General features: G+C 57.9%; 19 protein-coding genes and 2 tRNA genes. 9 read left to right on the plus strand and 12 right to left on the minus strand.

Annotated features, from left to right (window positions below; all coding sequences use genetic code 11):
* The first annotated feature begins 5 nt into the window (after positions 1-5).
* Both Q0C48_RS11495 and Q0C48_RS11500 read left to right on the plus strand, forming a co-directional pair.
* Positions 6-395 (plus strand): Smr/MutS family protein, encoded by a 390-nt coding sequence (locus Q0C48_RS11495; RefSeq protein ID WP_291524474.1) that lies wholly within the window; start codon positions 6-8, stop codon positions 393-395.
* 8 nt (positions 396-403) lie between these two features.
* Positions 404-1,030, plus strand: coding sequence for a class II aldolase/adducin family protein (locus Q0C48_RS11500; RefSeq protein ID WP_291524476.1), 627 nt, complete (start codon positions 404-406; stop codon positions 1,028-1,030).
* On the opposite strand, the gene Q0C48_RS11505 is transcribed toward Q0C48_RS11500, so the two are convergent.
* Positions 1,003-1,665, minus strand: a complete 663-nt coding sequence (locus tag Q0C48_RS11505) for a DUF3820 family protein (RefSeq protein WP_291524478.1) — start codon at positions 1,663-1,665, stop codon at positions 1,003-1,005. The genes Q0C48_RS11500 and Q0C48_RS11505 overlap by 28 nt on opposite strands.
* A 230-nt stretch (positions 1,666-1,895) precedes the next feature.
* On the opposite strand from Q0C48_RS11505, the gene Q0C48_RS11510 reads away from it, so the two are divergent.
* Together Q0C48_RS11510 and mutS are read left to right on the plus strand one after the other, a co-directional pair.
* The gene (locus Q0C48_RS11510; RefSeq protein WP_291524479.1) at positions 1,896-2,588 is read left to right on the plus strand and encodes a Bax inhibitor-1 family protein; all 693 of its coding nucleotides are present in this window, start codon (positions 1,896-1,898) and stop codon (positions 2,586-2,588) included.
* A gap of 115 nt (positions 2,589-2,703) precedes the next feature.
* On the plus strand, positions 2,704-5,244 hold the full coding sequence (gene mutS / locus Q0C48_RS11515; RefSeq protein WP_291524481.1) for a DNA mismatch repair protein MutS: 2,541 nt from the start codon (positions 2,704-2,706) through the stop codon (positions 5,242-5,244).
* 54 nt (positions 5,245-5,298) lie between these two features.
* Here the strand turns inward: mutS and Q0C48_RS11520 are convergent.
* A tRNA-Val gene (locus Q0C48_RS11520) sits at positions 5,299-5,373 on the minus strand.
* A 163-nt stretch (positions 5,374-5,536) separates the two neighbouring features.
* Here Q0C48_RS11520 and Q0C48_RS11525 point away from each other — a divergent pair.
* Positions 5,537-6,190, plus strand: a complete 654-nt coding sequence (locus Q0C48_RS11525; RefSeq protein WP_291524483.1) for a DUF202 domain-containing protein — start codon at positions 5,537-5,539, stop codon at positions 6,188-6,190.
* A gap of 10 nt (positions 6,191-6,200) precedes the next feature.
* Here the strand turns inward: Q0C48_RS11525 and Q0C48_RS11530 are convergent, their stop codons facing one another.
* From Q0C48_RS11530 to Q0C48_RS11565, 8 genes are all read right to left on the minus strand, one after another.
* On the minus strand, positions 6,201-6,737 hold the full coding sequence (locus tag Q0C48_RS11530; protein ID WP_291524485.1) for a DUF1643 domain-containing protein: 537 nt from the start codon (positions 6,735-6,737) through the stop codon (positions 6,201-6,203).
* Positions 6,738-6,882: 145 nt separating this feature from the next.
* A tRNA-Arg gene (locus tag Q0C48_RS11535) sits at positions 6,883-6,959 on the minus strand.
* A gap of 70 nt (positions 6,960-7,029) precedes the next feature.
* Positions 7,030-7,764 (minus strand): PspA/IM30 family protein, encoded by a 735-nt coding sequence (locus Q0C48_RS11540; protein WP_291524487.1) that lies wholly within the window; start codon positions 7,762-7,764, stop codon positions 7,030-7,032.
* 39 nt (positions 7,765-7,803) lie between these two features.
* The gene (locus Q0C48_RS11545) at positions 7,804-8,628 is read right to left on the minus strand and encodes a heavy metal-binding domain-containing protein (RefSeq protein WP_291524488.1); all 825 of its coding nucleotides are present in this window, start codon (positions 8,626-8,628) and stop codon (positions 7,804-7,806) included.
* The gene (locus Q0C48_RS11550; RefSeq protein ID WP_291524490.1) at positions 8,625-9,602 is read right to left on the minus strand and encodes a heavy metal-binding domain-containing protein; all 978 of its coding nucleotides are present in this window, start codon (positions 9,600-9,602) and stop codon (positions 8,625-8,627) included. The genes Q0C48_RS11545 and Q0C48_RS11550 overlap by 4 nt, the downstream gene beginning before the upstream one ends.
* A 15-nt stretch (positions 9,603-9,617) precedes the next feature.
* Positions 9,618-9,998: a hypothetical protein gene (locus Q0C48_RS11555; RefSeq protein ID WP_291524492.1), complete on the minus strand. Its 381-nt coding sequence runs from the start codon at positions 9,996-9,998 to the stop codon at positions 9,618-9,620.
* 126 nt (positions 9,999-10,124) lie between these two features.
* Positions 10,125-11,966: an ABC transporter transmembrane domain-containing protein gene (locus Q0C48_RS11560; protein WP_291524494.1), complete on the minus strand. Its 1,842-nt coding sequence runs from the start codon at positions 11,964-11,966 to the stop codon at positions 10,125-10,127.
* A gap of 58 nt (positions 11,967-12,024) precedes the next feature.
* Positions 12,025-14,460 carry a copper-translocating P-type ATPase gene (locus Q0C48_RS11565; protein WP_291524496.1) on the minus strand — a complete coding sequence of 812 codons (2,436 nt, stop codon included), beginning with the start codon at positions 14,458-14,460 and terminating at the stop codon, positions 12,025-12,027.
* A 193-nt stretch (positions 14,461-14,653) separates the two neighbouring features.
* Between Q0C48_RS11565 and Q0C48_RS11570 the strand changes: the two genes are divergently transcribed.
* Positions 14,654-15,862, plus strand: coding sequence for a pyridoxal phosphate-dependent aminotransferase (locus Q0C48_RS11570; protein WP_291524498.1), 1,209 nt, complete (start codon positions 14,654-14,656; stop codon positions 15,860-15,862).
* 45 nt (positions 15,863-15,907) lie between these two features.
* Here Q0C48_RS11570 and purT read toward each other — a convergent pair whose 3' ends face one another.
* On the minus strand, positions 15,908-17,092 hold the full coding sequence (gene purT / locus Q0C48_RS11575; RefSeq protein WP_291524500.1) for a formate-dependent phosphoribosylglycinamide formyltransferase: 1,185 nt from the start codon (positions 17,090-17,092) through the stop codon (positions 15,908-15,910).
* A gap of 99 nt (positions 17,093-17,191) precedes the next feature.
* Between purT and gnd the strand changes: the two genes are divergently transcribed.
* The 3 genes from gnd to Q0C48_RS11590 all read left to right on the plus strand — a co-directional run bounded on the left by gnd (position 17,192) and on the right by Q0C48_RS11590 (position 20,134).
* Positions 17,192-18,112, plus strand: a complete 921-nt coding sequence (gene gnd, locus Q0C48_RS11580) for a phosphogluconate dehydrogenase (NAD(+)-dependent, decarboxylating) (protein WP_291524502.1) — start codon at positions 17,192-17,194, stop codon at positions 18,110-18,112.
* Positions 18,113-19,576, plus strand: coding sequence for a glucose-6-phosphate dehydrogenase (gene zwf, locus Q0C48_RS11585; protein ID WP_291524504.1), 1,464 nt, complete (start codon positions 18,113-18,115; stop codon positions 19,574-19,576).
* A gap of 264 nt (positions 19,577-19,840) precedes the next feature.
* Entirely contained in the window at positions 19,841-20,134 is a 294-nt protein-coding gene (locus Q0C48_RS11590) for a metalloregulator ArsR/SmtB family transcription factor (RefSeq protein ID WP_291524506.1), read from the plus strand.
* A gap of 3 nt (positions 20,135-20,137) precedes the next feature.
* Here the strand turns inward: Q0C48_RS11590 and dusA are convergent, their stop codons facing one another.
* Positions 20,138-21,118 (minus strand): tRNA dihydrouridine(20/20a) synthase DusA, encoded by a 981-nt coding sequence (gene dusA, locus Q0C48_RS11595; protein WP_291524508.1) that lies wholly within the window; start codon positions 21,116-21,118, stop codon positions 20,138-20,140.
* Positions 21,119-21,149 lie beyond the last annotated feature (31 nt).

Genomic DNA, 21,149 nt, shown 5'->3' on the forward strand with positions numbered 1-21,149 from the left:
GCCCTATGGAAAGCTCCGCCACCGAGACACGTCCCGCACAAGCACCCCTTGACGGCGTGCTCGACCTGCACGCCTTCCGCCCGCAGGAGGTACCCGACCTGCTGCGCGAATATCTCCAGGCCTGCCGCGCCGCCCAAATCACGGAAATTCGTATCATCCATGGCAAGGGCAAAGGCGTGCTGCGCGAGACCGTTCACGCGCTGCTCCGCCGCGAGCCCATGGTCCGGAATTTCCGTCTGGCCAATGACCGCAGCAGTTGGGGCGCGACCCTGGTCGATATTTATCCGCCGGACGCACCCTTACCACCCCGCAGTTCACCGGCTTCAAAGGCGCGGGTGCCGGAATCCGCACCCGGCTGGTATCGCCTGCTACAACGCATTTTCGTCAAACGCTAAGGACAAATATGGCTCAGGAGGGCGTCAGCAAATTTCACCTGGACTGGCAGGCCGGTCCCGTCATCGCCTGCGCAGAGCGGGCCATTCTCGGTCATTGGCGCGACGTACTATATGTCCGCGGCCTGATCGGCGCCGATCCCGCCCGTTACGACGGCATCGGTTTTGGCAATGTGAGTTGTCGTTGCTACGGCGGTTTTCTGATCACCGCCACCCAGACCGGCCACCTCGCCACGTTGGCACCGGAGCATTTCTGTCAGGTGACCCGCTGGGATATCGTCCACAACCAGATCTGGGCCAAAGGACCACAGCCGCCCTCCTCTGAAGCCCTCAGCCATGCGGCCTGCTATGACGCCCATCCGGAAATTCGCTGGGTCTTCCACATTCACGATCCGCTGCTCTGGCAACAGACCGCGGCCCTGGGGTTACCGGCCACTCCGCTCGATGCTGAATATGGCACCCCCGCCATGGCCTTGGCCGTATTTCATCTCGCCAGACAGGGGCGGTTACCCCTGCTCATCCGGATGGCCGGTCACGAAGACGGGCTCATCGCCGCGGGCCACAGCGCCGCAGAGACTGGCGCCGTGCTATTAAACGCCGTTACCGAAGCTCAGGCCTCCAGCGCCTTGCGCAGATAAACGTCCATATCGGTAAGGTTATTCAGGGCCCAGCGTCGGTAATCATCGGGCAGATCGGCAATCTTCACGCCCTTGTGCTTGCCGAAAGGCATCGTCTCGGGAATCCGTGCGCGCTCGCTGAACTCCCATAAATCTTCCCAGGAATTGGGCCGCACCGAGAGGATGACCTTATTCAGAAGAATCCGGCAAAATTTCACGTCCGCCAGTGCCGAGTGGGCGTTTTTGAGGTTATCCCGGGTTTTGTGCTTATCCTTGCTGAAGTGATACATCAATGCCGACTGGGAATGGCTATCCACCTCGGGCCAGAGCTTGCGGGTCATGGCATAAGTGCAGATACGTTTGACGTCCGGCTTGCCGATGACGCCCCAGTCATAATCAATGCTGTGGCCGACGAGATACCCTGTGTCTTCGGGCAACTGAAAGCTGCTGGCGGGCGGGCTTTCCAGCAGATCTTCCTCGAGAATATGGTGTACCGCCATCGCTCCCATCTCAATGGGCTTGGCCGGTCGGTAACGCTGCACGAATTGTTCCTCCACCTCCAGCGTTTTCAGATCGCTCACCGCCAGCCAGGCTGCCTCAATCAGATCAGGCTCCACACGGCCCGTCGTTTCGGTATCAAAAATCAATGCGCGCATGCAAAACCTCATCCCGGATCCGGCGAAAAGATGCAGGGTAAATGCCTGCTTCGCAATGGGCAAGCGCCAATGCCCGGTGGAACCCTACGGAAAACACAACATCTCATTGTTTGTACGAGTACTTTATCCAGACGTTGCTTTTTTCATCCAGCAACCCCATTCATAAAGAGAGGAGCAAAAAAACATAATTTACGTTATCATGCCAGCGTGTTCGTTCACAGGAGTCAGACATGAACCAGAATCAGAACCCATACCAGTTTCCGGACAGTATGAATCCGGCGGGGGCCAGCAGAGGCACATCTATCGGCGCACTCATGGGCAAAACCTATGCGCTGCTCGCGGCCACGCTCGTGGTGTCTGCCATTGCCTCTGTGTATGGCATGCACTCGGCATTCGCCTACCAGCATCCCTTCATCCTGATGATCGGCTCCTTCGCCCTGCTCTTTGCAGTGCAGTACACTGGCGCCCACCGCAGTCCCTTTGCGGTTCCGCTGGTTTTCCTGTTCGCCGGTGGCATGGGCATGATGATGGGTCCGGCCATTGAGATGTATCTGCGGATGCCGGGTGGCGCCTCAATCATCGCCGAGGCCTTGGGTACTACCGCAGCCATGTTTGTTGGACTGTCCGCGTATGCCCTGACCACCCGACGGGATTTCAGCAACATCGGCGGCTTCCTGATCACCGGCCTGGTGCTGGCCATCGTGGTCTCTTTGCTGAACATGTTCCTGTTCCATATCCCCGCGTTGCAACTGGCCATTGCTGGCGTGCTGGTACTGGTCTTCAGCGGCCTGATCCTTTTTGACACCCAGCGCATGATCCGCGGCGGCATTCAGGAGCCGGTCCTGCTGGTGGTCGGGCTTTATCTGGACATCATCAACCTCTTCATGGCGTTGCTCGAAATCTTTGGGGGCAGTCGCGATTGATTACCGCGTCCTTCCTGCATCGGTGGGAAGGACGATTTTCTGAAAGCATGGCAAGCACTATTTGCCATGTCGCCACCGGGGATGTCAGACATCGCCTTTTCCCGTTTTATAAACCATGACTGATTCCACCTCTCTGCAAAACCACACCCCCATGATGCGCCAGTATTTCGGGCTGAAGGAACAATGCCCGGATGCGCTGCTTTTCTATCGCATGGGGGATTTCTACGAGCTATTCTTTGACGATGCTGAAAAAGCCGCCCGCCTTCTCGGCATCACCCTCACCAGCCGCGGACAGAGCGCAGGACAGGCTATTCCTATGGCGGGGGTACCCGTCCAGAGCATAGATGGCTATCTCGCGAAACTGGTGCGTCTGGGCGAACGGGTGGCCATCGGTGAGCAGATTGGCGATCCGGCCACCGCCAAAGGTCCTGTGGAACGCGCCATCGTGCGGGTCATCACCCCCGGTACCATCATTGACGGTGCCTTATTGGATGCCGGCCAGGAGCCTCTGCTCCTGGCCCTCTGTCCGGACGGTCCGCGTTGTGGCCTGGCCTGGCTGGATGCCGCCGGAGGACGCCTCATGGTGAGTGAGGTAGCCGACACCGCCATCGCAGATACCATAGCGCGGCGTCCCGTCGCAGAAATCATTGCCCCGGAAGAGACGTCGCTTCCAGTCGGAATCGACCCGCAAAAATTGCAACTCCTGGAGAAAACCGGCTTTCAAACTCGGCGCACCGAGGCAGTACTTGAACGCTATTTTGGGGGACGACTGGCGAGTTTCGGGTGCAATGACTGGCCCCTCGCCTTACGCGCCGCCGCCGCACTCCTGAATTATGCCGAGACCCAACTACGCAGCAGCCTGACCCAAGTTCAACGAATTCATCCGGAGCGCACTGAAGAAGAGCTCTATCTGGACGCGACCGCCTTGCGGGCATTGGAAGTGGTGGAAAGCCTACAAGGGAATGGTCCCACTTTGCTCACCTTGTTGCAAAAAACCCAGACGGCTATGGGCGCCCGCTTGCTCCGTCGCTGGCTTCTGCGACCACTACGCCAGGGACCCGTGCTTGCGGCCCGTCAGGAAGTCGTCGCAGCGCTCATCCAAGGCAGCGGGCCGGTTGCCATTCAGAAGGCCTTGCACGGTATCGCGGACGCGGAACGCATTCTCACCCGCGTCGCCCTGAATAGGGCGAGCCCCCGTGATCTCGCCCAACTCCGCAGCACCTTGCAGGCGCTACCCACGCTGCGCGCCGCCTTCGAAGAAACAGGGCATCCTGCACTAACTGCTTATCAGGAGCGCATACCGCTCTTTGCCGCCTTCCGCACACTGCTGGAAGAGTCCTTAGTGGATGCCCCGCCCATGACCCAGCGGGATGGTGGCTACATTCGTGCAGGCCACGACGCCGAGTTAGATCGACTGCAGCAGCTCAGCCAGAATTTGCAGGAGGTGCTGCGTGATCTGGAACAGCAGGAACGCCAGCGCACCGGCATCGCCCAACTTAAAATCCAGTTCAACCGGGTGCATGGCTTTTACATCGAAATCAGCCGCAGCTACCAAGGACCCATTCCCGACGACTATCGCCGCCGCCAAACCACCAAGAACGCGGAACGCTACATCAATGACGCCCTGAAAGTAATCGAAGATCAGGCTCTCTCGGCAGAGAGTCTGGCCCTGAGCCGCGAGCGCCTGCTCTTCATGCGAGTCCTGGAAGCGGCAGCCCCCGAAGTGCCGGCCCTGCAAGACGCCATGACCGCCGTCGCCGAACTGGACGGTCTCAGCACGCTGGCTGAACGCGCCATCACCCTGCACTGGTATGCCCCGCATTTCGTCACAGAATCGGTTTTACATCTCCGCGACGGCCGCCATCCCGTCGTAGAAGCCCAGATCGGCAGTAATTTCGTGCCCAACGATCTCGATTTTGATAAAGAGCAGCGGATGCTGCTGATCACCGGTCCCAATATGGGCGGCAAATCCACCTACATGCGGCAAACAGCGCTCATCGTCCTGCTCGCCCACATCGGCAGCTGGGTGCCTGCCCGCGAAGCCATCATTGGCCCCATCGACCAGATTTTTACCCGCATCGGTGCTGCCGACGATCTGGCCGGTGGTCGCTCCACCTTCATGGTGGAAATGAGCGAAACAGCGCGCATCCTCCATCTCGCTACGGCACAAAGCCTGGTGATCCTGGATGAAATCGGGCGGGGCACCGCCACTTATGACGGTCTCTCCATCGCCTGGGCCACGGCCGAAGCACTGGTGGAACGGGGCGCCTGCACGCTCTTCGCCACCCACTATTTTGAATTGACGGAGATGGATCTTCCCGGCTTGCGTAACGCCCATCTCGATGCTTTGACACAAGGGGATCAGGTCGTATTCCTGCATCGGGTGGAGGGTGGCCCGTCCGCGCAGAGCTACGGACTGGCGGTTGCCAAGCTTGCCGGGATTCCTGACCCGGTCGTGCAACGCGCCCGCCATCGGCTCAGTCTACTGGAAGAAACCGCCCAGCAGCCAACCCGCAATACAGCGCCCGCCCAGTTGTCCCTCTTCCAGGCCGCTCCGCACCCGGCGGTGCATCGATTAAGTCAGATGGAACCGGACCAACTCAGCCCCAGGCAGGCCTTGGATTTGCTCTACGCACTCAAAGAATTGGCGCGGTAAACCGGGTGATGACAAAAAAACGGCCTGGCATTTCTTGCCAAGCCACTGTTTATTTGGTGGGCGGTAGTGGGTTCGAACCACTGGCCCCTGCCGTGTGAAGGCAGTGCTCTACCACTGAGCTAACCGCCCAAAATGAGTGCCTCTCATCTGGAGAGGGCACAAAATACCAATCAAAGGCATCAGGGTCAATCATTTTTTGATCTTCTCACACCCATTTTTTCACGTTACACTGCGCTCCGGTCTTAGCCCATATCGCGCACCCAATGTCCCACCAAAGACGGTTACCTTAGTCATGATGTTCCTGAGACACCTGCCGACGGTGCAGGAACCGCGTCTTTACATGGCCTTGGAGCGCACCTACCTGGGCTATTTCAAGCTCCTCTTCGTCTCTATAGGTACCGGCCTGGTCTCTGCACGTCTGGCGATGCTGTTTAAGGCGCTCCACTACGCCACGCTGGGAGACTTTTTTACTGAAACTTTCTATTGGCTCAGTTGGCCCGCCATCATCCTAATTTTTGTGGTAGGATTTCGTTTTATGTCAGACTTGGAACACATCGGAAAAGGACCTCCCGTGGCTGCGAAAGAAATCATTGATCCGCGCATTTATATGGCTGCCGAACGCACCTTCCTGGCTTGGGTGCGCACAGGCATCGGCCTGATCGCCTTTGGTTTCGTCATTGAGAAGTTCGACTTCTTTCTGGAGCAGCTCTCCCTCATGCTCCATACCAAACTCGTGACGGGAGCAGGTTTTTCCGGGATGGGCATTGTTTTCATTCTTCTCGGGGTCACCAATCTGGTGATTGGTGGTATCAACTTCATTCGCACGGTCAAAAAAGTAGACGAAGGTAGTTATCATGTCCACAAATTCCTCTATGGCCTCTACGGAGTCATTCTGCTGAGTATCACCATCGTCCTGGCTGTCATGATCATCCATGTGTCGCCCTGAGCAGATATCGTTAAGGCATTTGTACAGGCGTCAGGCGATCATCATAAGCCCAGTAGCACGCATGAAATGGATATTTGTCTGATCCCTTTCTCCCGTTTCTCCAAATGGCTGGCTGATTCTCGCACAAAATTTCGAGGCACCGTGCAACGCGCTTGTCGTAAAGGGCAGGCGGAATGCCCGCATGGCCACCCCAAGCAACAATGACAGCAGAGCTCGCACCAAGTGTTTCACGAATGGTGGCGTCATTTTGCGGACCTATGACATAGGACTCGCCCCGTTGTCGCAGCACACCGCCTACTTCCTTGCTGTCAGTGCCGCGTAAGGCGTAAAGATTCAAAATGTGCAACCCGCCCGCTTGCGGAAATTTGCGCCAGACATACTCTGAGGCCGTGCGTACGGTCTTGTCGGCGGCTATTTCGTTCGCGCTGGAAGGATTTTTCAGAAAAACGGCGATCATATCCCCCGCGCGGCCGGAAAACGGGAGGGTAAGCCGGTATCGCCAGGTCCTGCAGGGCGAGAACAAGGCCGTGATCCGGGTAGCATCCACGGCGGGCGCATGCTGAACCGTTCTACCAATACGCAACAGATATCTCCTTCACAGACCGGGATCAAAGCAAGGGGTAACCGACGCGATAACCAACCAAAAAAAACAAAAGGGCAAAGAGGATATACCTCAATGCCCTTGTTTTACATGGTGCGCTCGGACGGAGTCGAACCGCCGACCTACTGGTTCGTAGCCAGTTGCTCTATCCAGCTGAGCTACGAGCGCGTGGAGGGCGTAATATACCCACAGAAGGGGGCTCGGTCAATCCTCCGCCCCAACAACCCAACCAGGATCCTCAACTACCGCTGGCACCACTCGCCGATGTGCCTTTATCCTTCGCCACTTCCGCTTTGAGCTTGGCGAGATCATCATCCACACCACTCGTAGCGCGCACGTTATCCAGCTCTTTCTCGATCTGACTACGGCTATCCAAAGGATCATTTAGCGCACCAGATTCCATCAGCCCATCCATGGCCGCTGCCTTGGCCTCCATGTTCTGAGTACGACCCTGAGCGCGGCGCATGGCATCACCGGCGTCATCCATGCCTTTGCCAATACCGGTGAGCGACTCGCTGACTTTGACTTCCGCCTGCGCCGCGGTCATCTCACTCTTGGTCACTTCCTTCTGGGTTCTGAACTGCTCGATATGGTCCCGCAGCTTATTCTCGTAATCGGTCAGCTTCTGCGCCTGGGCGGCGACGGTATCATGCGCTTCCTTGAGGGAAGCGATCTTCTGCAATTCGGACTGCTTCTGGGCCAATTCAGCGCGCGCCAGATCTTCCCGGTTGGCGCCCAGCGCCATACGGGCATCGGCGTCGGCTTTATCGGACGCTTTCTGCGCCTGCGCCATCTGGTTTTCCAGAGAGACCCGTTCGGTCACCACATCGGCAAGATGTCTTTTGGTATCCTGCAAATTCGTAACCATCTTCTCATAGGAAAGATCCAGGGCTTCTGCAGGGTCCTCCGCATTATCGAGAAAATGATTCACCTTGCCTTCCAGTATTTCTGCGGCACGCTTAAAGATCGACATCAGATCACTCCTTAGGACAGCATCGTGCTGTTCACTGCATCAATCATTCACCGGGATCACCAGTTGCGGACTCAGACCATCGACCAGTGCATCCGCATTCTCCATGGCCTTCACTGCCGTGCCCACCGCAAAAAACTCAATGACATGCGGCTTCCAGTTGTGACTACCTTCATGCAGTTGCACGCCGGTAATGCCATCAGCCTGGGCCTCCTGGGCCTCATGCTGCATACGCTCCATGGCCAGCTCACGCGCGTCATACATAGCCTGGGTAAATTGCTCCATTTCGGTATTGCGCCCCACATTGCCCAGAGATTTCAAAAGGCCCTGATGGGCGACATGATACACACAGGAGCCCATCACCATTTCCATCGGCCGATAGCCCGCCTGTAGTAACATCCAGAAATCCTGCCCGCTGAGATCGCTGGTGAACGGTTTACCCCCCACCCCCTTAAATCCGGAGGCGCCGCTACGGTGCGCGATAGCCGTACCAATCGCCATAAATTCGAGAATCTCCTGATCCCATTCCATGCGTTTGACTTCCAGGCGCACACCAACAATACCATCCGCCTGTAGCAAGGTAGCCTCCTGTTCCATGCGACTCATGGCCAGTTCGCGGGCCTGGTACATCGCCTGGGACAGCACATCCATCTCCATGTTCTGATTCCAGTTACCATACTGAATACCCATGTGGTAAATGCAGGAACCCACCACCAGCCCTAAAGGCTCAAAATTGGCCTTACGGACCATAACGAATTCATTGACGGAAAGATCGGAGGTAAATATGCCTTCGTGACTGCCCTGCGAACGCAAGCCTTTCAGACGTTCGATGGCATGAGGAGCCAGTTGTTCAGCGGTATCAGTCATATAAGATCCTTTCGTGTCGTGGTGGCACTTTTCAATGGATGGTCAAGGAGTGAAATCATCGGAATCAACTCGTGCTGGGGGACATTTTGCGGCAAATAACTGATGGCCGTGCCAATACTGATGTGTCGGCAAAGAAAGCGTTCTGGGTTGTCCTGATCTCCGGCGACATGGAACATCTGGGTAGTGCTGGTATGGGCCAGTACCGCAGCCGCCATACGCCGTCCATCTTCACGTAAATCGTAGAGAGCACGACGGCGGACATTTTCCTGGAATGCCGACAGGTCGGTGATTTCCATATTCCAGTAGCGTGCCGCAAAGGGAGAAGACTGAGCGGCCTGCGCAGCTACGGTACCCATCCACGGGCTGTACCAGTCAAAATTGGCACCTATAGCAATACCCACAGGCACCACCCCGTCTTCCAGCAGCCGTACAAACTCCAGTGCCGACACCGTCGCCACGACCGGCTCCGCGGACGGTGGCAGACCGCGAATGCGGATGGCCGTGCCGGTAACGCCATAATCCATATCTTCGTGCTCACCATGATGCACCTTCATCCGCACATCGACGATGGCATTCGCACCCACGGCCAGCGCCTCCAGGCGCATGCGCTCTACCGCCGTGTGCCAGCCATCATAGTGCCCCTGGGTCCAGGAATAACCAAAATGGTACCAGCAGTTGCCGGTCACCATACCAATGGGCTGCACACCGTGGCTGCGCTGTAGCAGCAACTCGGACGCCTTCGCCGTACTGATCCAGGGCAATCGCCCCTGGCTGGTCTGAAACATGCGGCTTTGAACGAAAGAAGGGAGGCGGTGTTGGCGCAGCGCCAGTTCCCATTCGGAGTAACGCTGCATTTCTTCGGGGGTTTGTGAGCGAATGCCTTTGCTGGCACTCTGACCGATATTTTCTGCGGCACGCTGGGCATCATGTGCGACTTCCTCGATGCCGTGTTTGATCTTGTCCCAAATGGACATAAACCCTCCTTCAGATTACCCCATAAGAAAGTCGTGCAAGGTATTGCTGGCGCCCTGCATTTCGCCGGAGAGATCAGCCAGATCCGCGACTAAACTTTCCAGCCAGACGGATAACGATAAATCTTCGTGTTTGAGCACTACGCCGCGCACGGTTTTCGCGCGCACGGTGCTGATATGGGCGCCCTCTTTTTTGAGGATATAGTCGTTATTATTGGTGTGGATAATAATTGACTCAATGTGGCTGGTTTTCGCAAAGAATCCGTCCTTCTTGCGCTCTACCTCCACAAAACCCGGCACGTCACCCTCAAGACGCGTCGCCAACCCTTCCACAAAAGCCTTCATGTCTGTTTGTGCCCGCCTGATCCAGGCCATATTTTGCTCAAAATCCGTACTCATACAGGGCCTCCCTCCCTAGATTGCCACCAATACACCCGATATGCGGTACCCCACTCATGTTTATAAAAAACGCGCTGCTCATTTGAAATGAGACTCTTCGTCTCAACTTTAGTTCGCCAAGCCCGATCACGCACGAACTTTTTGGAGTTCCGGCATATCTTCCACTCCCTCATGCAAGCGCTGCAATTGCGCGAACTGACGATAAATCGGACAAGAATCCAAAAGCTCCCGGTGATTCCCCACAGCGACCAGCCTTCCCTTATCCAGCACCGCAATACGTGACGCATGAATAACCGTCGCCAACCGATGTGCCGCAACGAGGGTGGTGCGCTGAGCGGTAAGATTGCCCAGCGCCTCCTGAATAATGCGTTCGTTCTCTGCATCCAGGGCACTGGTGGCCTCATCCAGGATCAGTACGCGTGGATTACGCAGAATGGCCCGGGCAATGGCAATACGCTGACGTTGCCCGCCCGACAAAGTAACGCCCTTCTCCCCCACATGGGTCTGCAGCCGCCCCTTCAGACGATCAGAAAATTCATCCACCCGCGCCGCACACACCGCCTCCAGAAGGTCAGCCTCGCTCGCGTCCGGACGGGCCATCATGATGTTTTCCGCAATACTCATGGAGAAAATCACCGGATGCTGAGGCACCACCGCCAGTTGTTGCCGCAACGAATGGAGCGGCAAGGTGTTAATATCGACCCCGTCCAGCAAAATGTGGCCCCGACTCGGCTGATAATGGCGCAACAACAGGGAAAATAACGTACTTTTACCAGCACCAGAGGCACCCACAAAGGCCATCGTTTCTCCCTCGGCAATGTCGAAAGAGATATTTGCAATCGCGTGGCAATCGCTACGTGACGGATAACTGAAAGATACATCATCCAGACGCAGGCGGGCGGGCCTTACCCGCTGCGCCAGCAGTCCGTCGTTCACATGAGGTGGCGCTGCATCCTGTATGGAGGAGACAGGTGCACTTGCCTCCGGCGTCTCATCCAGCAGGGCCAACAGCCGCTCCGTCGCCCCGGCTAAACGCGCCATGCTGCCCCACAGTTCGCCGAGGGCGGCGAGAGAAGTCGCTGCCATCAGGGCGTAGAGCAGAAAAGCCGCCAGCACCCCGATCCCCACTTCGTGGCGCAACACGGCCAACCCACCCCAATAGAGCATCACACTGAGCGCCAGGAATACGAGCCCGCCGGTCAAAAAGGTGGACCACAATTGCACCATCACCCGGGACCAGACTTGCCCCAGTAACAACCGGATATCGCGCCGATAATGTTCCTCCGTCTGCGGCTCCAGGGTCAACGCCTGAATCACCCGGATACCATTGACCGACTCTTCCGTATGCGCGCTCAGATCAGCTAGGTAGTCCTGCTCGTTGCGGCTGTAGCGACGTTGCAGGCGGCCGGATTTCAGGTTGATGAGCACCAGCAGAGGTAAGGCGACCAAGCCGGGGATGATCAGTTGCGGCAGGGTGGCGGCCATCAGCGTCAGCGCCCCGATCAGGGTAATGCCACTTTGCAGGCTGCGCCCCAGTACCCCGGTCAAGCCAAAACGCAGGATGGTCACATCGCTGCTGAGCCGGGAAATGACCTCTCCGGTGCGAAAAACCTCATAAAAAACAGCAGGCAAATGCAAGGCATGACTGAACACCATAGTACGGAGGTCCGCCACCACACCTTGTCCGATCCAGGTGGCCAGGGCATCGCGCAGGGCGCGCATGGCGACAGTGAACAGTCCCAATCCCAGCAGGGCGGCACTGATCCACAGCAGCGCCGGGTAGCTGTGAAATCCCTTATCAAGAATCCAGCGCGCGCCCTGCGGCAGCACCAGCGCACTGGCGGCGCTCAGCAACAGGGCCAGTGCATAGAACAGCAGATACACACGACGGGTCAGCAAAAACGGCTTGAGCTTCCACAACACCCAGACATTTCTGTTGACCGGACGTTGCCACGGATTTTGCGCCACATATCACCTGACAATACACGGAGAATGCCTCAGCATACTCCATTCACCCGCCTGGTGCTCAGGGTGCTGCCGCCCAGGGCTGTAAACGTTTCAGCCGCAGACTGTTGCTGAGTACAAAAATCGAAGACAGTCCCATGGCCACGCCTGCAAGCATCGGGTTGAGCTGAATTCCGAAGGGAATAGCCACACCGGCAGCAACAGGTATCAGCAGAATGTTATAAAAAAAAGCCCAGAACAGATTACCGCGAATGGTCCGCATGCTTTGGCGTGCCGCCTGAATCGCGGTAATGACCCCCCCCAGATCTCCATGGGTAAGCGTGATATCCGCCGCCTCCATCGCGATGTCCGTACCTGAGGCGAGGGCCATGCCCACATCCGCCTGCGCCAGCGCCGGCGAATCGTTGATGCCCTCCCCGACAAAAACCACTTTGCGGCCCTTTCCCTGTAGTTGACGCACGATCTCCGCCTTATCCTGCGGCAATACCTGCGCATAGATCTCGTCAATCCCCAACTGGCCGCCAATCACCCGGGCCGCAGCCTCGGCATCGCCCGTCACCATCGCCACCCTTAAGCCCAACGCCCTGAGCGCCCGGACCACCTGGGCAGATTCCGGCCGGACCACATCGCTGATCCCCAGCAGTCCCAGCAGGCGGCCATCCCTGGCTACATAGACGATGGTCCTGCCGGTCTGCTGCAAATCGCCCGCAGAAGACTCCGGCATAATGATCCCGTGTTCACGCATCCAGGCTAACGTACCTGCAAGCACGATCTCTCCATCCACCCTGCCCTGCACACCCTTCCCCGGGGATGCCATAAAATCACGCACTGCCGGGAGATCCAGATGACGCTCGCCCGCAGCCACCAGTACCGCGTGTGCCAGGGGGTGCTCGGAAGCACTCTCCACGGCAGCAGCCATCTGCAATAAATACCCGGGATCCGTCGCCTCAATCTGCGTCACCGCCGGACGCCCATAGGTCAGGGTCCCGGTCTTATCCAGGCAAACCGTATCCACCGCTGCCAGAGACTCCAGTGCCTCCCCCTTGCGAAAAAGCACCCCCAGTTCCGCGGCGCGTCCGGTACCGACCATCACCGCCGCCGGGGTCGCCAACCCCATCGCACAGGGGCAGGCCACCACCAGCACCGCCACCGCCGAGAGCATGGCGAGGGTGATCGCGGGCGGCGGCCCGAACAGCAGCCAGAAGACAAAGCTCAGCAGAGCGATAAGGATCACCAGCGGTGTAAAAATTCGCACCACCCGATCCGCCAGGCCTTGAATCGGTAACTTGCCCGTTTGCGCCTGCTCCACCAGCCGGATGATCTGCGCCAGCACCGTATCCCGGCCCACCGAGGTCGCCCTGATCAGCAGACGCCCCTCGCGGTTCACCGTGCCGCCCACCACCGGATCACCCTGCTTTTTATGCTCTGGCAGTGGTTCGCCGGTGAGCATAGCTGTGTCCACGTGGGAGTCGCCATCCACGACCACGCCATCCACGGGCAAACGTTCCCCCGGTCTGACCACCACCTGATCGCCCAGAACAACGGCGCCGATCGCCACCTGCAACTCCTCGCCGTCGCGCAACACATGGGCCTCCTTTGCCTGCAGACCCAGCAACTGCTTGATCGCTGCGGAAGTCCTTCCCTTCGCCAGTTCTTCCAGATATTTACCGAAGAGAACCGCCGCAATCACCACTGCCGCGGAGTCAAAATAGACATGCCGGGCACTGGTGGGGAACCAGTCTGGCGCCACGAGGACCAGCATGCTATACAGCCAAGCCGCTCCAGTTCCCGTGGCTACCAAGGAATTCATATCCGGCGACAGATGGCGATAGGCGAGAAAACCCGGCCGGAAAAATCGCCGACCAGGACCCGCCAGCACGATCGTCGCCAATCCCGCCTGCACCCAGGCCCAAAACTGCGGAAAAAGCTCCAGGCGGCCCAGCAGACGATCCAGTGCCGGAACCAGCGCCATGCCCATGGAGAGCAGCAGAATGGGGAGAGCCAGCACCACCGCGATGACGACATCCCGGCGCATGGCGCGGATGACCTGCGCTTTGCGGTCAGCGACGGCCACATCCTCCAGCACCGTGCGCGCCCCATATCCGGCCGCGGTCACTGCGGCGATCAAGGTGTTTTGGTCCAGAGTATCCGGCAGATAGCGCAGTGCCGCCCGTTCTGTGGCGAGATTGACCGTCGCCTCCAGCACGCCGGGCAGGCGGCGCAGACTGCGCTCCACCCTCCCCACGCAGGACGCACAGGTCATCCCTTCGATAACCAGTTCCGTCTCCGCGATCACGGGCGTGTAGCCGCTTTCTGTGATGGCCGCAGTCAGTGCGTCAGGGGTAATCTGCGTCGGATCGTACTGCACTGTGGCCTGTTCCGTACTCAAATTCACCACCGCGGCCTGCACCCCCGGCAAGCGGTTCAGGGTGCGCTCCACCCGGCTGCTGCAAGAGGCGCAGGTCATGCCCTCTATTCCAATTTCTACGTTCGCCATAATCACGTCCCCTGCCTTCCGGCCACTCAAGCGGTGTCGACTGGATACATGGTGAAAATCGTACTCTTCTAGTCGATTGTAATGTCAATCCTTCACATCCCACATCCCGGCAAATACCTGCCTCGCGCAAAATAGTTGATTTTAGTCGAAGGATGCTTATCATTTGCGCTCTTGCGCGCATTTTCCGCGCCCGATGAAATTGCTCCTGGAGTTGATGATTGTGGATATCCGCCTTTCCCGCCGCGTGAATGCGGTGCGCCCCTCCCCCACCCTTGCGGTCACTGCCCGTGCCCAGCAACTGCGCCGCGAAGGGAAGGATATTGTCAGTCTGGGTGCTGGGGAACCGGACTTCGACACCCCGGAGTACATCAAGGAAGCGGCCATCGCCGCCATCCGGCAGGGCTTCACCAAATACACCGCCGTCGGCGGCACGCCGGAGCTGAAAGCCGCCATCATCGGCAAATTCGCGCACGACAACCATCTGTCATACCGCCCCGATGAAATTCTTGTTTCCGTCGGCGGCAAGCAAAGCTTCTTCAATCTTTGTCAGGCCCTTCTGGATGCGGGTGATGAAGTCATCATTCCCGCGCCCTACTGGGTGTCTTATCCGGACATCGTGCTACTGGCGGAAGCACGGCCTGTCATCATCGATACCGACGCCAGCCAGCGTTTCAAGATCAGTCCGGAGCAACTGGATGAGGCGATTACCCCCAACACCCGCCTGCTGGTCATCAACAGCCCCTCCAACCCCTCCGGCGTGGCCTACAGCCGCCCGGAACTGGAAGCCCTGGGCGAGGTACTTCGCCGTCATCCGCATATCCTCATCGCCAGCGATGACATGTATGAGAAAATCCGTTTCTACGATGAAGACTTTGTCAATATCGCCAATGCCTGCCCGGATCTGACCCCGCGCTGCATCGTCATGAATGGCGTGTCCAAGGCCTATGCCATGACCGGGTGGCGCATCGGCTACTGCGCCGGCCCCAAAGCGCTGATCACCGCAATGAATACGGTACAGTCCCAGAGCACCTCCAATCCCACCTCCATCGCCCAGGTGGCCGCCCAGGCAGCGCTGGAAGGTGGCGACAGCGCCATCCACGAAATGGTGCATGCCTTCAAGCGGCGCCACCAATACGTCTACGACCGCCTGAAAGCGCTGCCCGGCGTTGCTGCCATGCCCTCCGATGGTACCTTTTACAGCTTTCCGGGATTCCGCGAAGTCATGGCGGCGAAAAGTCTGCGTGACGATCTTGCCCTGGCTGAAGCCTTGCTGGAGGCCGGAGTGGCAGTAGTACCGGGCTCAGCCTTCGGCACGCCTGGCCATATCCGCCTGTCCTTCGCGACCAGCGATAAGAATCTGGAGATGGCCCTGGACCGCATCAGCGCTTTTATCAACGCCTAGACCGCCCCGAGAACCGGGATCGCGTTACCGCAGGATCAACCCCGCTCAGGAAGCGGGGCAGATTTTGATCGCCGCAGCAACCCGGCGGGCGCGCTCCCGGGCTTCCTCCACATCATCGGCGCATGCAATACCTACCCCGAGGCGCCTGAGCTTGCTGGCTGTCGGCTTGCCGAAAAGCCGCAGATCGCTTTCCGGCACCGCCAGCGCCTCCTCCAGCCCAGAATACACCGGCCCCCAACCGAGTTCCTTCCCGCGAATCACCGCAGACGCCGCCGGACGCCGGAAGCCCGGATCGACCGGCAAACCCAAAATGGCACGCAGGTGCAGGTCGAACTCACTCTGACGCTGACTGGCAAGGGTCACCAGACCCGTATCATGAGGGCGCGGCGAGAGCTCACTGAAGATGACCTCTTCACCACGCACGAAAAACTCCACTCCGTACAGTCCCCGTCCGCCCAGATTGCCGGTCACCAATTGCGCCATCTTTTCCGCCTGCTGCAAAGCGGCCTCGCTCATCGGCTGCGGCTGCCAGGACTCCACATAATCGCCGGCCTCCTGACGATGCCCGATAGGCGCACAAAAAGTCGTCCCCAAGACAGAGCGCACGGTCAGCAGGGTGATCTCGAAGTCGAAATCCACAAAGCCCTCGACAATAATCCGCTGGCCGCCGACCCGACCCGCCGTCTGCGCCTCCTGCCAGGCCAGCGCCAGTTCCGCCGCGCCACGCACTACGGACTGCCCCTTACCACTGGAGGACATGACCGGCTTAATCACACAGGGAAAGCCCAGCTCCGCCGCCGCCTCTTCCAACTCTGCCAGCGTCCCGGCGAAGCGATACGGCGATGTCGGCAAGCCCAACTCTTCCGCAGCGAGGCGGCGGATACCCTCGCGGTCCATGGTCAACTGTACTGCCCGTGCCGAGGGCACCACGGTGGCCAACCCCAGCGCCTCGATTTCCGCCAATGCGGAAGTCGCAATAGCCTCAATTTCCGGCACCACAAAGTGCGGACGCTCGCGTTTGACAATGGCCAGAATGGCCTCTGGATCGGTCATATCCAGCACATGGGAACGATGGGCAACTTGCATGGCCGGCGCATCGGCGTAACGATCCACCGCGATCGTCTCTACCCCCAGCCGCTGCGCGGCTATCAGAACTTCTTTACCCAACTCACCTGCACCGAGCATGAGCAAACGCGTAGCAGAAGCGGAAAGTGGTGTGCCCAGTTGCATGGAAATTTCCTTCGTAGCAGTAAAACGGCGACATAAAGGCCCGAACGTCTATACTCATGCTAACATTTTCTGGCAGGCGTGTACGCAAAGGAGCAAGCAATGAGTAACAAAAGCATCGGGATGGTCGGCTTAGGTCGAATGGGTGCCAATATGGCGCGGCGTCTGCACATCAAGGGTCTGGAAGTCACCGTTTACAATCGCCATACCGAAAAATCCACTGATCTGGCTAAAGAAACAGGCATGCACGCTGCCGAAAGTCTGGAAGCCCTCGTTCAGGCCTTGCCCAGCCGCCGGATCGTCTGGCTCATGCTCCCCGCCGGAGAGGCCACCCAGAGTCATATCGACTCCATTCTTCCCTTATTGAGCAAGGGCGACATACTGATTAATGGCGCGAATGCCTTTTATGAGGACTCCGTCGCCCAATCCAAAAAAGTGGAGGCGGCGGGGGTGCATTACATAGACGCCGGTGTTTCGGGCGGTGTCTGGGGTCTACAAGAGGGTTATGCCCTGATGGTCGGTGGCAGCCAGGAAGCCGTAGCTCAGGTAACGCCTTTTCTGGAGGCACTGGCACCGGGCACCGACAAAGGCTGGTTGCACTGTGGCCCCGTCGGCAGCGGCCACTTTGTCAAAATGGTCCACAATGGCATCGAATACGGCATGATGCAGGCCCTCGCCGAAGGCTTCGCCATTTTGCAAGGCAAAACCGAATTCGGACTGGACCTCGCCAAGGTGGCCGAAATGTGGCGCTATGGCAGCGTCGTCCGCTCCTGGCTTCTTGATCTCACTGCTGACACCCTCGCCAAAGATCAGGTGCTCGCCGACATCGCGCCTGTAGTAGCGGACTCCGGCGAAGGTTTGTGGACCGCGCAGGCCGCTCTCGCACTGAAAATTCCCGCGCCGGTCATTACCCTCGCCTTGCAAATGCGTTGGGCCTCGCAGGGGCGCGACGACTACGCCGCCAAACTCCTGGCGATGATGCGTAACCAGTTTGGCGGCCATGCCGTGCAAAAGGAGGACTGAATGAGTAACTGTAATTGTCAGTTCGTCATTTTTGGGGCTACCGGCGATCTCGCCAGCAAAAAACTTCTCCCCGCACTTTATCATCTGCATTGTGCAGGCAGAATGCCTGAAGAACTGCGCATTCTCGCCTTCGGCCGACGACCTTGGGATGACAAAACCTGGCAGGACTTTCTCCATGAGCAACTGGAAACCTATGCCAGCAATTATCACGCGGACCACTTTGCCGATTTTTGCAGGCATTTTGAATATGTGCGCGGTGAAATCCATGAGCCGGAATCTTACGCCAGACTCCACAGCCTGCTGACCCCGGCAGGGGCCGAAAAACCAGCAGGTACCATTTTTTATCTCGCTATTCGTCCCACCGATTTTATTCCGGTGGTACAACGCCTTTCCGAGGCAGGATTCAATCAGGATGGCGACTACCGCATCGTCATTGAAAAGCCCTTCGGGGATGATCTGGAAAGTGCCGTACAACTCAATGAGCAGTTGCATCGTCACTTCCACGAAGACCAGATATATCGTATCGATCATTATCTTGGCAAAGAAATTGTCCAGAATCTGCTGGTTTTTCGTTTCGCCAACCTGGCGATTGAAGCGATATGGAACCGTAATTACATCGACCACGTCCAGATAACGGTGGCCGAAGATATCGGCATTGAAAATCGGGCTGGCTATTATGATCAGGCCGGTGCTCTGCGCGATATGCTGCAAAATCACCTGATGCAGGTTCTCACTCTGGTCGCCATGGAACCACCACCTTCGCTGGAGGCAGATAGCCTGCGCGACGAAAAAGTCAAAGTCCTGCGCTCAATCCGCCCTATTCCCAAATCGGCTGTTACCGCCTATGCCATGCGCGCGCAGTATGGGCCTGGCGTTGTCCACGATAAACACGTCCCCGGCTATCAGGACGAGGCGGGTGTTGAGCCCAACTCGGTAACAGAAACCTTTGTCGCCGCCAAGTTTTACATTGATAACTGGCGCTGGCGCGGCGTGCCCTTTTATTTGCGTACCGGCAAACGTCTTACTGCCAAGACCTCCAGCGTGGCCATCCGCTTCCGTCATACACCGCAACAACTCTTCCGCGAAACCAGTATCGAACGTATTGAGCCCAACTGGATATTGCTCTCTCTGGAACCGGAGAGCCTTAAAATTGAAATCCAGGTCAAGGAACCGGGTCTGGAAATGCGCGTTCGCCCCGTACAACTCAACGCATCTTACCGCAAAGATGGTGAGCAGGAGCTGGATGCCTATGAGGCCCTGCTGCTAGACGTGATGCAAGGCGACAAAGCCCTGTTCATCCGCTTTGACGAGGTCGAATGGGCCTGGCGCGTCGTCGACCCTATCATCAAGTCCTGGGGACGGGAGACCGACTACATCCTCACCTACCCCTCTGGCTCCTGGGGACCAGACGAGGCCACCCGGATCATGGACAAAGAAGACCACTACTGGCGCAATCAGATCTGAGTGAGAGCCCGGCGGAGGCCACCTCCTCCGCCAGCGCCGTTAGATGTCGTCCGTTGCACACAGCAAAAACCCCATAGAACTCAATAGCCCCAAGGTACCCCACAAAAAAGCGTAGCCGACAGGCTACAATATAGCTCGGCTGCGCGCCATCATATCATCGGGCATTTTCAAACTTATGCAAACAATACAGGCCAGTGCGATAATATGGCACGATCTATGCTAAATATGGGCGAAGATCGTATTCTGATGACAAGGAGCCTAACCATGCAAAATCCCATTATTCCCGAACGCAAGATTGAGCAGCTTTCCGAGGTGATCAAAGCCATGTCTCACCCCCTGCGATACAAGATTATCTGCCTGCTGGGACGAGGCGAAATGAGCATGCAAAGCCTCGTGAAAGCCATCAATACCAGCCATAGCAATGCATCGCAGCATCTTGCCTTATTGCAGGACAGCGGCTTGGTGCTGGTGCGACGGGTAGCCAGTCGTGTGTACTTTCGCATCCGGGATCAGCGCACTCTACGCCTGCTGGCCATGAGTCACCACGTCCTCGCCTGACTTTCAATCTAACAGCGAGATACCGCGCCGCAGAAACTCCGCGGCGCTCTCACCGAGTTCAGCCGTACCCAGAAAATGACGCCATGCTCTCGCGCCATTTTGCCCAAAGCGCAGCCCATGCAAATGACGGCTTAACCGCGGCGCAGGCAACGCCTCCCCCCACTGTTCCGCATATTCTATCAATCCAGATAAGATCACTTCGGGTTCTGGCAGGGTCTCCCTGCGCCCCATGGCACGTTCAATTTCCGCCAATAGTAAAGGATGATGATAGGCAGCGCGCCCGATCATTACCCCATCCACTGAGGAAAACTGCGCCGTCACCGCCGCCAAATCGTTAAAGCCTCCATTGATCTCGATGGTCAGATGCGGCAGCTCTTTTTTCAACTGATGCACCCAATCCCAGCGCAAGGGCGGCACGTCACGGTTTTCAGCCGGACTGAGGCCTTTCAGCCAGGCATTACGCGCATGAACAATGAAGTGTCGGCACCCCGCCACCGCGACGGTTTCGATGAAAGCACGCAGCGCCGCGTAGTCCTCTTCCCGATCCAGACCGAGACGGTGTTTCACGCTGACGGGCAAGCCACTTTCTCCCATAGCTGCCACCAACTCGGCGACCAGCTCAGGCGTCGCCATCAGACAGGCCCCAAAGCGGCCTTTCTGCACCCGCGGCGAGGGACAACCCACATTCAAATTGAGGCCGTCATAGCCATAGGCATGCGCCATCGCCGCGACCGCTCGCATCGCCGCCGGATCATCCCCCCCCAACTGCAAAATCAGGGGGTGCTCCGCCGCAGAGAATTCGAGAAATCGCTCAGGGTCACGCCCCAGAAGAAGCGCACTGGTGGTGACCATCTCGGTATAAAGCACACAGGAAGGGCATACCAGGCGCAGAAAATATCGACAATGGCGGTCTGTCCAGTCGAGCATGGGGGCGACGGACAATATCTTATCACTTGAATTCACTGTGTTTTTATTGTTATTCATAGAGTTACCTCATGGTTCGACGGCCTGTATT

The organism is Acidithiobacillus sp. (assembly GCF_023255755.1).
In the GTDB taxonomy this organism is placed as follows: domain Bacteria; phylum Pseudomonadota; class Gammaproteobacteria; order Acidithiobacillales; family Acidithiobacillaceae; genus Acidithiobacillus.

Excerpts from the sequence above, each read along its gene's own strand:
- Q0C48_RS11495 (WP_291524474.1), top strand. The coding sequence starts at position 6 with ATGGAAAGCTCCGCCACCGAGACACGTCCCGCACAAGCACCCCTTGAC.
- Q0C48_RS11500 (WP_291524476.1), top strand. The coding sequence starts at position 404 with ATGGCTCAGGAGGGCGTCAGCAAATTTCACCTGGACTGGCAGGCCGGT.
- Q0C48_RS11505 (WP_291524478.1), bottom strand. The coding sequence starts at position 1,665 with ATGCGCGCATTGATTTTTGATACCGAAACGACGGGCCGTGTGGAGCCT.
- Q0C48_RS11510 (WP_291524479.1), top strand. The coding sequence starts at position 1,896 with ATGAACCAGAATCAGAACCCATACCAGTTTCCGGACAGTATGAATCCG.
- mutS (WP_291524481.1), top strand. The coding sequence starts at position 2,704 with ATGACTGATTCCACCTCTCTGCAAAACCACACCCCCATGATGCGCCAG.
- Q0C48_RS11525 (WP_291524483.1), top strand. The coding sequence starts at position 5,537 with ATGATGTTCCTGAGACACCTGCCGACGGTGCAGGAACCGCGTCTTTAC.
- Q0C48_RS11540 (WP_291524487.1), bottom strand. The coding sequence starts at position 7,764 with ATGTCGATCTTTAAGCGTGCCGCAGAAATACTGGAAGGCAAGGTGAAT.
- Q0C48_RS11545 (WP_291524488.1), bottom strand. The coding sequence starts at position 8,628 with ATGACTGATACCGCTGAACAACTGGCTCCTCATGCCATCGAACGTCTG.
- Q0C48_RS11550 (WP_291524490.1), bottom strand. The coding sequence starts at position 9,602 with ATGTCCATTTGGGACAAGATCAAACACGGCATCGAGGAAGTCGCACAT.
- Q0C48_RS11555 (WP_291524492.1), bottom strand. The coding sequence starts at position 9,998 with ATGAGTACGGATTTTGAGCAAAATATGGCCTGGATCAGGCGGGCACAA.
- Q0C48_RS11565 (WP_291524496.1), bottom strand. The coding sequence starts at position 14,460 with ATGGCGAACGTAGAAATTGGAATAGAGGGCATGACCTGCGCCTCTTGC.
- Q0C48_RS11570 (WP_291524498.1), top strand. The coding sequence starts at position 14,654 with ATGAAATTGCTCCTGGAGTTGATGATTGTGGATATCCGCCTTTCCCGC.
- purT (WP_291524500.1), bottom strand. The coding sequence starts at position 17,092 with ATGCAACTGGGCACACCACTTTCCGCTTCTGCTACGCGTTTGCTCATG.
- gnd (WP_291524502.1), top strand. The coding sequence starts at position 17,192 with ATGAGTAACAAAAGCATCGGGATGGTCGGCTTAGGTCGAATGGGTGCC.
- zwf (WP_291524504.1), top strand. The coding sequence starts at position 18,113 with ATGAGTAACTGTAATTGTCAGTTCGTCATTTTTGGGGCTACCGGCGAT.
- Q0C48_RS11590 (WP_291524506.1), top strand. The coding sequence starts at position 19,841 with ATGCAAAATCCCATTATTCCCGAACGCAAGATTGAGCAGCTTTCCGAG.
- dusA (WP_291524508.1), bottom strand. The coding sequence starts at position 21,118 with ATGAATAACAATAAAAACACAGTGAATTCAAGTGATAAGATATTGTCC.